Annotated in this window: 11 protein-coding genes; 8 read left to right on the top strand and 3 right to left on the bottom strand. The window is 64.2% G+C overall.

What is annotated here, in order from left to right:
- Positions 1 to 537: 537 nt before the first annotated feature.
- Positions 538 to 1782: a TetR/AcrR family transcriptional regulator gene (locus tag OO12_RS24145; protein ID WP_034161299.1), complete on the bottom strand. Its 1245-nt coding sequence runs from the start codon at positions 1780 to 1782 to the stop codon at positions 538 to 540.
- A 141-nt stretch (positions 1783 to 1923) separates the two neighbouring features.
- On the opposite strand from OO12_RS24145, the gene OO12_RS24140 reads away from it, so the two are divergent.
- From OO12_RS24140 to OO12_RS24105, 8 genes are all read left to right on the top strand, one after another.
- Positions 1924 to 3201, top strand: coding sequence for an acyl-CoA dehydrogenase family protein (locus OO12_RS24140; RefSeq protein WP_034161298.1), 1278 nt, complete (start codon positions 1924 to 1926; stop codon positions 3199 to 3201).
- A gap of 108 nt (positions 3202 to 3309) precedes the next feature.
- The gene (locus OO12_RS24135; protein WP_034161297.1) at positions 3310 to 4392 is read left to right on the top strand and encodes a Zn-dependent alcohol dehydrogenase; all 1083 of its coding nucleotides are present in this window, start codon (positions 3310 to 3312) and stop codon (positions 4390 to 4392) included.
- Entirely contained in the window at positions 4392 to 5456 is a 1065-nt protein-coding gene (locus OO12_RS24130; RefSeq protein WP_034161296.1) for a phosphotransferase family protein, read from the top strand. Before OO12_RS24135 ends, OO12_RS24130 begins: the two co-directional genes overlap by 1 nt.
- A gap of 27 nt (positions 5457 to 5483) precedes the next feature.
- Positions 5484 to 6248 (top strand): SDR family NAD(P)-dependent oxidoreductase, encoded by a 765-nt coding sequence (locus OO12_RS24125; RefSeq protein WP_034161295.1) that lies wholly within the window; start codon positions 5484 to 5486, stop codon positions 6246 to 6248.
- A 114-nt stretch (positions 6249 to 6362) separates the two neighbouring features.
- Entirely contained in the window at positions 6363 to 7163 is an 801-nt protein-coding gene (locus OO12_RS24120) for an SDR family NAD(P)-dependent oxidoreductase (RefSeq protein ID WP_034161294.1), read from the top strand.
- A gap of 90 nt (positions 7164 to 7253) precedes the next feature.
- Positions 7254 to 8966: an alpha/beta hydrolase family protein gene (locus tag OO12_RS24115; RefSeq protein WP_034161293.1), complete on the top strand. Its 1713-nt coding sequence runs from the start codon at positions 7254 to 7256 to the stop codon at positions 8964 to 8966.
- Positions 8967 to 9046: 80 nt separating this feature from the next.
- On the top strand, positions 9047 to 9799 hold the full coding sequence (locus tag OO12_RS24110) for a hypothetical protein (RefSeq protein WP_034161292.1): 753 nt from the start codon (positions 9047 to 9049) through the stop codon (positions 9797 to 9799).
- Between the two features lie 31 nt (positions 9800 to 9830).
- Complete coding sequence (locus OO12_RS24105) at positions 9831 to 10559, top strand: TonB-dependent receptor (protein WP_152616636.1); 729 nt, start codon at positions 9831 to 9833, stop codon at positions 10557 to 10559.
- Between the two features lie 384 nt (positions 10560 to 10943).
- Here the strand turns inward: OO12_RS24105 and OO12_RS24100 are convergent, their stop codons facing one another.
- Positions 10944 to 11756, bottom strand: coding sequence for a MerR family transcriptional regulator (locus OO12_RS24100; protein WP_034161291.1), 813 nt, complete (start codon positions 11754 to 11756; stop codon positions 10944 to 10946).
- 109 nt (positions 11757 to 11865) lie between these two features.
- On the bottom strand, positions 11866 to 12345 hold the full coding sequence (locus OO12_RS24095; protein ID WP_034161290.1) for an Lrp/AsnC family transcriptional regulator: 480 nt from the start codon (positions 12343 to 12345) through the stop codon (positions 11866 to 11868).
- Positions 12346 to 12391 lie beyond the last annotated feature (46 nt).

The raw sequence follows: 12391 nt of genomic DNA, 5'->3' as shown, positions 1-12391 counted from the left end.
CGCTCGAGATCGACCACCATACGCACCGCGCGCTCGCGCACTTCCGGCGCACACTTGGTCGTCGTCTTGCTCATACAGGCTCCACCTTCTCAGGAGTTGGAGCCTCCGGCAAACCCGGCGCGGTTCAACCTACTACGCGTTTGGAAGTATACTTACGAGGTATATTGATAACAGGAGCTGCCGTCGTCTGGATGGGGCTATATCTTACAACTCGGGCGAAAGCGCTTAATATACAGGAGTTTAATGAGCGTGATTGAGCGCCTGAGTGGTTGAAGTGACGCATCGCCGCAAAAGGGGAATTGCCAAGTAAAGGCCTCTTTAAGCAAGCTCGGGATGGCGTGTCGACTTGCCACCTTGCTGCGCGAAGGCTGCGGCGAAGCTCAGGGCTTTCTGATTGGCTACCCCGCGACTCTGCCGGTCTCCGGTCGAGCGCCGTTCGCCGATACGTCCGGTGAGGTCCCGCTTTCCGACCGAGATTCCGTGAGCGCCGCGGCCTGATCGCGAAACTCTCCGAACACCGGGTCCTGTTCTGCTGGGCTAGAGTCCCAGCACCCGATCATCAAACAACCCGAACGCCAGGGTTGAGGCATAAAACGCCACCGCTCGGTCGCGCGGCATGGTGCCGGCCCATTTGCGCATGTCGAATGCGGCGTTCTGCAGCGCCATCAAGGCCTGCGCCGCGATCAGCGCGTCGATCGCGCGGATCGATCCTTCGGCGATGCCGTCGCTCATCGTGCCGGCATAACGCCGCGCGATGCGGTTCGACCGTTCGACCATTGCGCGACGTACGCTGCTGGGCAGGCCGTGCAATGCGGTGGTGCGGAGCAGCGGACCCCGTTCGGAGAACTGGATGTCGCACAGCGTCGCGATGGTGCTCGAAAGGCGGTGCCAGTAACTCCCGCCGCGTTCGTCGGCCTGATGCTGCGCATCGGCGATGGTGTCGAAACTGCGCTTGTAGCAGGCGATGACCAGGTCATCCTTGGCGTCGAGATGATGGTAGAAGCTGCCCTTGGTGACGTTCAACTCCGACGCGATCTTCTGCACCGACGCGCCACGGTAGCCGAGTTCGTTGATCAGCCGAGTCGCGGCGAGCAGGAACGCTTCGCGCCCGGGTTCGGAATCGTCATGGTCGAGATCGATCAGTTCGGGAGTCCATTGCTGGCCGGTCGCGGCGATGCCGCGTTCGAACACGTCCATCAGCCGTTGTTCGACCCGGTCGAACTGATCGAGTTCATAGCGCACCAGCCAGACTGGCAGCCAGAAAGTGTTTTCGAGCAGGACATGCGCGCGGGCGCCGAACAGGTCGGTTTCCGCGCGGCTCCGGCCCGGGCCCCACAAGCTGCGCGTCTTGCGGAACACGTCGCGCCACGCACCCATCAACTGGCTGCGCATCGGCTCTTCCATCGCGCGCAGGTCGGACAGGACGGCGAAGGGCGTTTCCAGCCCCTGTTCGATGCGCGTCAGGCGCTGCATGTTGATCGACAGGTATCGTGCGACGCGCTGCTGCGGCGTCGGCTCCTTCATCGCCTCGTCGAGCATTTCCTGCAGCCGGTCGAGCGTGTTCTCGAAACAGGCGGTGGCAAGGTCGTCCTTGCGCTTGAAATAATAGGTGACGCTGGTGGTGTTGAGCCCGACGCGGCGCGCGACGTCCGCAAAGGTCATGCCCTTCGCGCTTTGTTCGTTGATCGCCTGGGCGGCGGCGGCAAGGATCGCGTCGCGCTTTGCGCGGAAACGCTTCGTGCCGCTTTCGTCGTCCTGATATGCTGTGTCCGGTTCCCCCATGGCGGATATGTATCAGTATCTTTTCGAAGAAACAGTGTTTTTTCGAATGGCGCGATATCCGGCTATTTCATCGCTTATGACGCTTTACCGAAAACGCGGTACGGTCTAACGAACCCGGGCTAGAGCCGTAGGAGAAAGCGCATGGATTTCACGTTGAGCGAGCGGGAGACCTATTTTCGGGACCGCGTAAAGAGCTTTATCGACCAGAATATCCGACCGCGGCAGGACGATTATAACCGGCAGAGTCATGAGGGCGATCGCTGGAAGGTGATCCCGGTGATCGAGGAGATGAAGGAAAAGACCAAGGCCGCCGGCCTGTGGAATTTCTTCATGCCGCCACACTCGGGGCAGGCCCATGTCGACGACAGTTTCGAGTTCGAGGGCACGCAACTGACCAATCTCGAATATGCGTTATGTGCCGAGGAGATGGGCAAGGTCGGCTGGGCGTCGGAATGCTTCAACTGTTCCGCGCCCGATACCGGCAATATGGAAGTGCTGCATCGTTACGGCACGCTGGAGCAGAAGGAAAAGTGGCTCCGCCCGTTGATGAACGGCGAGATTCGCTCGGCCTTTCTGATGACTGAGCCGGCGGTGGCGTCGTCGGATGCGACCAATATCGAAACCCGCATGGAGCGCGACGGTGATCATTATGTGATCAACGGCACCAAATGGTGGTCGTCGGGCGTGGGCGATCCGCGCTGCAAGATCGCCATCACCATGGGCAAGACCAATCCGGAAGGGTCGCGGCACAGCCAGCAGAGTCAGATCCTGGTGCCGATGGACGCGCCCGGCGTGACCATCAAGCGCATGCTTTCGGTTTATGGGTATGATCATGCGCCGCACGGGCATGGCGAAGTCGTGCTCGAAAATGTCCGCGTGCCGGTCGAGAATGTGCTGCTCGGCGAAGGGCGCGGGTTCGAGATCGCGCAGGGGCGGCTTGGGCCGGGCCGCATCCATCACTGCATGCGCACCATCGGCGTCGCGGAAATGGCGATTGAGTCGATGGCCAAGCGGCTGCTGACGCGCGTCGCGTTCGGCAAGCGCATCGCCGATCATTCGGTGTGGGAACAGCGCATCGCCAAGGCGCGCATCGATATCGAAATGACCCGGCTGCTGTGCCTGAAGGCGGCCGACATGATGGACAAGGCGGGCAATAAATCCGCCCAGCTCGAAATCGCGATGATCAAGGTCGCCGCGCCGAACATGGCGCTGCAGATCATCGACGATGCGATCCAGGCGCATGGCGGCGGCGGCGTGTCGAGCGACTTCCACCTCGCGCATGACTGGGCCGCGATGCGCACGCTGCGTTTCGCCGATGGCCCCGATGAGGTGCACAATCGGGCGATCGCGCGCAATGAATTCGGCCGCTACGCCGACCTGCCCGAGGCGATTGCCGCCAAGGAGCAGGTGCGCCGCTAACTCAATATCCCCCGGACCCGTTCCGGGGGACTTTGCGTAAGGCCAGCTCGGTACGAGTGGACAAGTGGACCCGGCGCAAGTCCGGGGCGACGAAGGAAAGAGGATCACGTGAAAGCAGCCGTTCTTTTCGAACCCGGAACACCGCTCCAGATCGAGGATGTGACCATATCCAGCCCGGGCCCGCGCGAGGTGCTGATCCGCACCGTCGCGGTCGGTGTGTGCCGGTCGGACCTGCATTTCGTCGACGGCGCCTATCCGCATGCCCTGCCGACCATTCCCGGCCATGAAGCGGCCGGCGTGGTCGAGGCGGTCGGCAGCGACGTCTCCACGGTCAAGGTCGGCGATCATGTCGTGACTTGCCTCAGCGTGTTCTGCGGCCACTGCGAATTCTGCGTCACCGGTCATATGCATTTGTGCATCGACGGCAGCGTGCGCCGTCCCAAGGGGGCGCCGTCGCGGCTGATGCTCGGCGACCGCATCGTGCATCAGATGCTCAACCTGTCGGCCTATGCCGAACAGATGCTGGTGCATGAACATGCCTGTGTCGCGATCGACCGGGACATGCCGCTCGATCGCGCCGCGCTGATCGGCTGCGCGGTGACCACAGGGGCGGGGGCGGTGTTCAATGTCGCCGATGTGACGCCGGGCGAAACCGTCTGTGTGGTCGGGTGCGGCGGGATCGGGCTGGCCGCGGTCAATGCGGCGAAGATCGCGGGCGCGGGCAAGATCATCGCGGTCGACCCGGTGCCGGAGAAGCGCGCGCTGGCCGAAAAACTCGGCGCGACGCACAGCGTGGACGCCTTGTCGGACACGGCGGCCGAGCAAGTGGTCGAGGCATCGCGCGGCGGTGTGCATCACGCGATCGAAGCGGTTGGCCGGCCGCAATCGGCGGCGACCGCGGTCAAGGTGCTGCGGCGCGGCGGCACCGCGACGATCCTCGGCATGATGCCGCTGAACGAAAAGGTCGGCCTGTCGGCGATGGACCTGCTCGCGGGCAAGAAGCTGCAAGGCGGCCTGATGGGCGGCAATCGTTTCCCGGTCGATATTCCGCGGCTGGTCGATTTCTATCTGCGCGGTCAGCTCGACCTCGATTCGATCATCGCCGATCGCCTTCCGCTGGCGCGGATCAACGAAGCGTTCGATGAATTGCGGCGCGGCGACAGCGTCCGTTCGGTCATCGAGTTCGCGTGATGGATGGGGCGCAACCGGCTTGGCCCGGCACGATCGAGGTCGAGGAACGCGACCGGCTCGATCTCGACAAGCTCGCAGGCTGGATGACCGCCAATGTCGCGGGATTCGCCGGGCCGCTGCGCTACGCCAAATTCGCCGGCGGGCAGTCCAACCCGACTTATCGCCTGTCGAGCCCATCGGGCGATTATGTCCTGCGGCGCAAGCCGTTCGGGCCGCTGCTCCCCTCGGCGCATGCGGTCGATCGCGAATATCGCGTGATCGCTGGCCTGCATCCGACCGGCTTTCCGGTGCCGCGCCCTTATGGGCTGTGCGAGGATCCGGAGGTCGTCGGGTCGGCATTCTATGTGATGGAAATGGTCGTTGGCCGGACGCTGTGGGAGGGCGTGCTGCCGGGCATGACGCCGCCCGAGCGGATCGCGCATTATAACGCGATCACCGACACGCTCGCCGCGCTGCATAATGTCGATCATGTTGCGGCGGGGCTCGAAAGCTATGGCAAGCCGGGCAATTATTTCGAGCGCCAGGTCGGGCGCTGGACCAAGCAATATCGCGCGTCCGAGACCGAGCATATGGACACGGTCGAGCGGCTGATCGAATGGCTGCCCGCGACCTTGCCCGAACAGACGCGCACCTCGGTCGTGCATGGCGATTACCGCATCGACAATATGATTTTCGCGCCCGCGGAACCGAAGGTGATCGCGGTGCTCGATTGGGAGCTGTCGACGCTCGGCGACCCGCTGGCGGACTTTTCCTATTATCTGATGAGCTGGGTGACCAAACCCGAAGGGCGCTCCGGGGTCGAGGGCATGGCCGGCCCCGAAACCGGTATCCCGACGATCGAGGAGATCGTCGCGCGTTATTGCGCCGCGACCGGGCGTGACGGCGTGCCCGACCTCAACTGGTATTTCGCCTATAATCTGTTCCGGCTGACCGGCATCGTCCAGGGCATCAAGAAGCGGATCGTCGACGGCACGGCGTCGAGCGCGCAAGCTGAAAAATCGGCGGCGGGCGTTTACCGGCTGGCCGATGCGGCCTGGGGTTTTGCGCAGAAGGCCGGCGCCTGACACGACCGAACAAGGGAGAGGGTGAGGATGAGTCTGTTCGATCTGACCGGCAAGGTCGCCATCATCACCGGATCGACCAAGGGGATCGGTAAGGCGAGCGCGTTCGAACTGGCCGAGCATGGCGCGAAAGTAGTGATTTCGAGCCGCAAGCAGGATGCCTGCGATGCGGTCGCGGCGGAGATCAACGCGCGTTATGGCGACGGCACGTCGATCGCGGTGGCGGCGAACATCTCCGACAAGGCGGGTTTGCAAAATCTGGTCGATGAGACTCGCCTGGCGTTCGGGCAGGTCGACATCCTTGTCTGCAATGCCGCGTCGAACCCCTATTACGGGCCGCAATCGGGCATTTCGGATGAGCAGTTCCGCAAGATCCTCGACAACAACATCGTGTCGAACCACTGGCTGATCGGCATGGTCGCGCCCGAGATGCGCGAGCGGCGGTCGGGCAGCATCGTGATCATCTCCTCGATCGGTGGCATTCGCGGCACGCCGGTGATTGGCGCCTATGCCATATCCAAGGCGGCCGACATGCAGCTGGCACGCAATCTGGCGCATGAATTCGGTGCCGATAATGTCCGCGTGAACTGCATCGCGCCGGGACTGATCAAGACCGATTTCGCGCGCGCCTTGTGGGAAGACGAAGTGGCGACCGCTCGGCGCAATGCGGCGACGCCGCTGCGCCGCATCGGCGAGCCGGAAGAGATTGCCGGCGCGGTCGTCTTCCTCGCTGCTCCGGCCAGCGCGTTCATGACGGGCCAGACGATCGTCATCGACGGCGGCGTCACGATCTGATGAACTGACTCATCCCGTTGGTGCCGAGCCTGTCGAAGCACCGTCCTTCCGGGGATGCGGGAAAAGGAAGAGCAGCCCTTCGACAAATTCAGGGCAAATGGAAGGTTGGAGAAGATGGCAAGGTTCACCGGCAAATCGATCATCGTTACCGGCGCGGGCTCGGGGATCGGACGCGCGACCTCGCTGCTGTTCGCGCGCGAAGGCGGGCAAGTGCTATGCGCTGACAAGACCGAGGCGGTGAACGAGACGGTCGAGCTGATCGTCAGTGCCGGCGGCACCGCGCATCCGATCCAGATCGATGCCGGCACCGAGGAGGATGTGGTCCGCGCGGTCAATGTCGCGTGCGAATATTATGGCGGGCTTGACGTGATGTTCGCCAATGCCGGCATCTCGGGCGGCATGGCCAATATCTTCGATACCGATGTGGCGCTGATCACCGAAGTGCTGCGGGTTAATCTGATCGGGCCGTATCTGGCGATCAAGCATGCCGCGCCCAAGATTGCCGAGCGTGGGGGCGGGGCGATCGTGCTCACCGCGAGCGTCGCCGGGATTCGCTCGGGCGCGGGCAGCCCGGCCTATTCCGCGTCCAAGGCGGGCGTGATCAATCTGGCGATGGTGTCGGCGCAGCAATTGTCGGGATCGAATGTGCGGGTCAACGCGATCTGCCCCGGCCTGACCGAAACGGGCATGACCAAGCCGACCTTCGATTACGCCAAGGAAGCGGGCAAGATGGATCGGGTCGGGCGGCTCAACCCGCTGCGGCGTGGCGCACAGCCCGAGGAACTGGCCAACGTCGCGGCGTTCCTCGCCTCCGACGATGCGAGCTATGTCAACGGACAGGCGATCGCGGTCGATGGCGGGCTGTCGTCGAGTCATCCGGTGACCAAACAGGAATATGGCAGGACAGCGGTTTAGCGGAATAATCCTGGCCGCCGTGCGCAGCGCGAGCGGGGACGGGAAGCGCGAGAGAGCCGGGCCAAAGGCGGGCCGCATAGGGGAAGAGCGATGACCGAGACACGACCGGGCTATCCGCGCGCGAAGGGCTGGCTTGCCGCCCTCGGCCTGGTTCTCATCCTCGCCGGCGCGTGGCTCGCCGCGGCGATCCAGACGTCGGGCGGGATCAGCGTTCGCGACATTCGCTTTCCTGGCACCGGTGGCACGGTGATGAGCGCCTTGCTCTACGTCCCCCGCAACGCGACGGCGCAAACGCCCGCGCCCGCTATTCTCGCGGTGCACGGCTATATCAATTCGCGCGAGACGCAGGACGGCTTCGCGATCGAATTCGCCCGGCGTGGTTATGTCGTGCTGGCGATCGACCAGACCGGGCATGGCTATAGCGGCGGCAAGGCGTTCTCGAACGGCTTTGGCGGGCCGGATGGCCTGGCCTATCTGCGGTCGCTGCCAATGGTCGATACGGCGCAGATCGGGCTTGAAGGGCACAGCATGGGTGGCTGGACCGTGCTGGCCGCCGCCGCGGCGATGCCCGACGCCTATCGCTCGATCGTGCTCGAAGGATCCTCGACCGGCGCGCCTTATGCCCGGGACGGCAGCCCGTCCTGGCCGCGCAATCTGGCGCTGGTGTACAGCCGCTATGACGAATTTTCCGGCCTGATGTGGAACAGTCCGCGTGCGATGGATGTCGCGAGCAGCGCAAAGCTGCAGGGCGTGTTCGGATCGGGCGGGACGATCGCGCCGGGCAAGCTTTACGGCTCGGTCGAAGCGGGGACGGCGCGCATCCTCTATCAGCCGGTGACGACTCATCCGGGCGATCATGCCTCGCCCACTGCGATCGGTCATGCGACCGATTGGTTCGCACGGACATTGCGGGGCGGCACGCCGCTCCCGGCGAGCGATCAGCGTTGGTACTGGAAGGAAATCGGCACCGGCATGGGGCTGGTCGGGTTCGTGCTGCTGATCCTCGGAACGGTCGACCTGCTGCTGCGCACTGGCTCGTTCCATGGGCTGCAGGGCGTGGCGAATGCGCCGGTCGCCGCGCGTGACCGGCGCTGGCGGCGGGGCATGTGGTTGACCACCCTGATGCCGATCCTGCTGTTCTTCCCGGCCTTCATTCCGATCTTCCTGCTGCTGCCGCCAACCGCGACCCTGCCCCAGACGGTGACGACGCAAGTCGCGTTCTGGGCATTGCTGAGCGCTGGCGCCGGCATCGCACTGCGCCGCTTCGGGCCGGCTTCGGCGCCGCCCTCCACATCGCCCTGGCCCGCGGCGATCGGGATTGCGGTCGCGACGGTCGCGATCGGTTATCTCGCGGTGTTCCTGGTCGACCGCCTGTTCACCACCGATCTGCGCTTCTGGATCCTCGCGGTGAAATGGCCGAGCGCGCGGCAATGGGGCATCGCGGCGGTGTATCTGGTGCCGATCACCATCGCCTATCTCGCGATCCTGCGCGGGCTGCAGGGATTGATGGTGCGGGGCGACAGCGCCGGGCGGCACTATCGCACCGCGATGACCGCGATGGCGGGCGGCTTCGCCGGGGTTCTCGCGCTGATCTATGCCGGCTTCTTCGCCACCGGCTCGCTGGTCACGGCGTTCGATCCCTTGAGCACGGTGATCGCGCTGCAGTTCGTCGCGGTGCTGCCGGTGATCGCGATCATCGCGACCTTTGTCTGGCGGCGCACCGGGAGCTACCGGGTCGGGGCGCTGATCATCGGGTTGCTGGTGACGCTCTATGTCTGCGCGGGGACAGCGACACAGGGATAGCGGTCCGTTTGACAGGAACCCAAATTGACAGGGGACCCAAACGCCCGCACCTTCGCATCACGGCAGGGGGGAGGGCTTGGATGCGCGGATTCATCATCGGTCTTGCGGCATGCGGCGTCCTGGCGGGCGCGGTGCCCGTTTTCGCGCAGGATGACGGTGGCGGCGGAGGTGAGATCATCGTCACCGGGATGCGCAGGCTGAACCCCGATGACGACGACAATGATCGCGCCAAGGAAAAGCCGGTTCCCACGCCCGCCGCGATCCAGATGCTGCGGCGTACCGCCGATTTCGCGGTGCAGCAGGTCGTCATCGTCGGCGACACGCAGGGCAAAGAGCAGCGCCATGCCGAAATCCAGGCGATGACGCGCAAGGCAATCGACCTGGCCAACCAGGCCGGGGTACTTGTCGCCAGCGGTGAGCTCGTTGTCGAGCCGCTGACGCTGGCCAATTACAAGGAGCTGAAGATCGCCGATGGCGACGACAGCAGCGGCGAGCAGGTGAAGTTCCTGGTCAAGGTGCCGCTCGCGCCGGGCATCGATGCCAAGGCGGCGCTTGCGCGGATCGACAAGTTCATCAAGCTGGTGCCCGCCGTCGGCCGCGCCGAGATGAAGGCGTATAGCGAGCTGACGCTGAGCGTGGTCAATCCCGAACAATATCGCGGTGCGATCATCGATCTGATCGCCAGGGATACGGCAGCGACCGGCACGCGCTTCGGCACGGGCTATGGCGTCGAAGTCACCGGGCTCGACCGGCCGGTGCAGTGGAAGCGCGCCAGCCTGACCGAGGTGCAGTTGTTCCTGCCATCGGCGGCGACGGTGCGTCCACGCGACTGAGTGCGAACGGGTCGGAACGGGGAGGGTGACCATGCGGATCGTTTTGAAGGCGCTGATCGCGACGACGATGCTCGGTGTCGGGGCGCCGGCGCTGGGGCAGGAAGTGATCGTGACCGCGCAGCGCCGCGGCTATAACAATAACGATGCAAGCTACAGCAACGGCATCGTCGCTACGTCGCGCCCGATCATCAATCTGAAGCGCACCGCGGACTATGCGGTGCAGACGGTACGCGTGGTGGGCGATGCGCGCGACGGCAAGACGCGGCGCGACGATCTGCGCGCAACGATCCGCAACATGATCGCGGGGGCCGGCAAGGCGGGGGTCGAACTGGCAACGGGCGATTATGTGCTCGCGCCCCTGACGCTCGCCAGTTACGAGACGCTCTCCTTCGCCGGCGATGGGCGGCCCGACACCGACCAGACCAGCTTCCTGGTCAAGGTTCGGCTGACGCCGGGCATGGATATTGGCGCGGCAAAGGCGCAGATCGCCAGGTTTGTCGCTGCGGTGTCGACGGTGGGACGATCGCAGGTCTCGGCCATGGGCGATCTGACCTTGTCAGTGGTCAACCCCGATCAGTATCGCGGCCAGATCATCGACCTGATCGCCGCCGATGCGGCAGCGTCTGCGGCCAAATTCGGCACCGGCTCCGGCGTCGATGTCACCGGGCTTGACCGCCCGGTCGAATGGGCGCGCGGCGGACCGACCGAGGTGTTCCTGTTCCTGCCGTCCACCTACACGGTGCGGAAAAACAGGCCGTGAACCCATATTTCGGGGACACAATACTAAACTCCGGCTTCGGCCCGCGTTTTCACAGGCTCGATACGCGGCCGGTCGTCGCTTCCTGACGCTGGGCCAAATCCCGCCCGCTGAGCGGCGGATGCGCAGGCTGCTGAATGTGCGGCGTCGGGATCGCGATGCGCGCGAGTCGCGCCACGGCCTATAATATTATCGCTCGGCGGCACCGGCTAATCAGTATTGTGTCCCTATATTAGGATGGGTCAACGCCGGGTCTTTCGCCGTCGGCCCGCGTTCGGGCGCGGGGTTCACCGCTGCGGCAGCACGAACGGCCAAAAGCGGTGGAGCCCGGACCGTCCGCTTTCGTCGCGACCGGCGGCGAAAGCGGACGGTCGCTGGCGCCGATCCTTAAGCGTGCGGGCGCAGGAACGACGGGACTGGTCCTATGTCGTTGCCTGCAGCTCGCGCCGCCGCCGTTGCGACACTGATGAAGTCCCACACGGTCTTGCTGAAGCCCGGGTCGACCTCGCCATCCCAATGATCCATGTCGGCATACATGCGTGCCGACCCTTCCCACATGGCCGGTGTCGCGTTGCGGCTAAAGGGTTCGAGAAGAGTGAACCACTCCCTGACAAAGGCCAGGGCCGTGTCGCTGGCCGGGTCGAGCGGGAGCGCGGCCTCAATGCGCGTGCTCAGCGCCCGCCATTTATCGAGATACGCCTGCTGCGAGAATTCGGGCGCGTCGGCCATGCGGTTGCGCCACTCGGCCTGCTGTTCCGGCGTATAATATCGATCCACCACGTCTTTCCATGCTTTTGCCTGGTCGGTCATGACCTTTTCTCCGTCTCGAATAAGCGAGCAAAGCGTCGCGGCATCGAGCGGCTCGCCTCGGCCGATGCGGGACAATGCGGAATCGATCAGCGCCGTCGCTTCGCTGATCTCGCGCGCCTGATCGGCAAGGCGATCGCGTTGCGCGCTGAGCAATGCGGCAAGATCGATCGGCTTGCGGTCGAAAAGACGCTTGATATCGCCAAGGCTGAGCCCCGCCTTTTTCAGCGCCACAATCTGATGAACGCGCTCCAGATCCGCTGCCCCGAACCAGCGTCGGCCGGACTGTGTGCGCAATGGCGTTATCAGGCCGCGTGCTTCGTAGAAGCGCAGTGCGCGCGAGGTGAGACCGGTGCGGCGGACGACCTCGTCAATGGCAAGCGAATCACTCATGCCGCCACCATAGCGGTTGACGCTAGGTCAACATCAAGTGGCGGCTATCGACCTCGAATGCCCATAAACAGACGTTTCTTGACCCGGCCCCCGATCTTCGGACACCATGTCAGCGGTCACCAACCGGAACAGCGCTGAGCGGTTTGACCTGCCTGATCACGACCAGGGTCTTGAAACTGCGCACACGCTCGTTGGCCGAGAATAATCGCTGTGCCAGTTCGTCATAGCCTTCCATGTCGCGCGCCACGATCCGCACCGCAAGATCGTGATCGCCGGTGACGTTCCAGGCCTCGATCACCTCCGGTTCTCGCTCCAGCAAGCGCATCATCTCGTCGATGGTTCGCGCGCTTTCGCGTTCAAGCGTGACCATCACGATCATCGACAGCGGCCAGCCCAGCGTTCGCGGCCGGACGATCGCGACTTCTCGCTCGATCACGCCCGTTTCGCGGAGGCGTCGGATACGACGATAACAGGCCGGCGCCGAAAGCCCCACCTGCTCCGCGACGTCGGCGACCGGCCGCTGCGCATCGACCTGCAGCAGGTCCAGGAGCTTCAGGTCGAAGCTGTCGAGTGCGATCGGCTTGGTCATTCACGCCGCTGTAGCCGATAAACTTTATCGCAAGCGAGACAAATTC

This window comes from Sphingomonas sp. ERG5 (genome assembly GCF_000803065.1).
GTDB lineage: Bacteria > Pseudomonadota > Alphaproteobacteria > Sphingomonadales > Sphingomonadaceae > Sphingomonas.
Note: the sequence above shows the minus strand (reverse complement) of the source record. Positions and strands in the feature narration are given on the sequence as shown.

Bases quoted from the DNA above. Each gene is read 5' to 3' on its own strand.
- OO12_RS24145 (WP_034161299.1), bottom strand. From the start codon at position 1,782: ATGGGGGAACCGGACACAGCATATCAGGACGACGAAAGCGGCACGAAG.
- OO12_RS24140 (WP_034161298.1), top strand. From the start codon at position 1,924: ATGGATTTCACGTTGAGCGAGCGGGAGACCTATTTTCGGGACCGCGTA.
- OO12_RS24130 (WP_034161296.1), top strand. From the start codon at position 4,392: ATGGATGGGGCGCAACCGGCTTGGCCCGGCACGATCGAGGTCGAGGAA.
- OO12_RS24125 (WP_034161295.1), top strand. From the start codon at position 5,484: ATGAGTCTGTTCGATCTGACCGGCAAGGTCGCCATCATCACCGGATCG.
- OO12_RS24120 (WP_034161294.1), top strand. From the start codon at position 6,363: ATGGCAAGGTTCACCGGCAAATCGATCATCGTTACCGGCGCGGGCTCG.
- OO12_RS24115 (WP_034161293.1), top strand. From the start codon at position 7,254: ATGACCGAGACACGACCGGGCTATCCGCGCGCGAAGGGCTGGCTTGCC.
- OO12_RS24110 (WP_034161292.1), top strand. From the start codon at position 9,047: ATGCGCGGATTCATCATCGGTCTTGCGGCATGCGGCGTCCTGGCGGGC.
- OO12_RS24105 (WP_152616636.1), top strand. From the start codon at position 9,831: ATGCGGATCGTTTTGAAGGCGCTGATCGCGACGACGATGCTCGGTGTC.
- OO12_RS24100 (WP_034161291.1), bottom strand. From the start codon at position 11,756: ATGAGTGATTCGCTTGCCATTGACGAGGTCGTCCGCCGCACCGGTCTC.
- OO12_RS24095 (WP_034161290.1), bottom strand. From the start codon at position 12,345: ATGACCAAGCCGATCGCACTCGACAGCTTCGACCTGAAGCTCCTGGAC.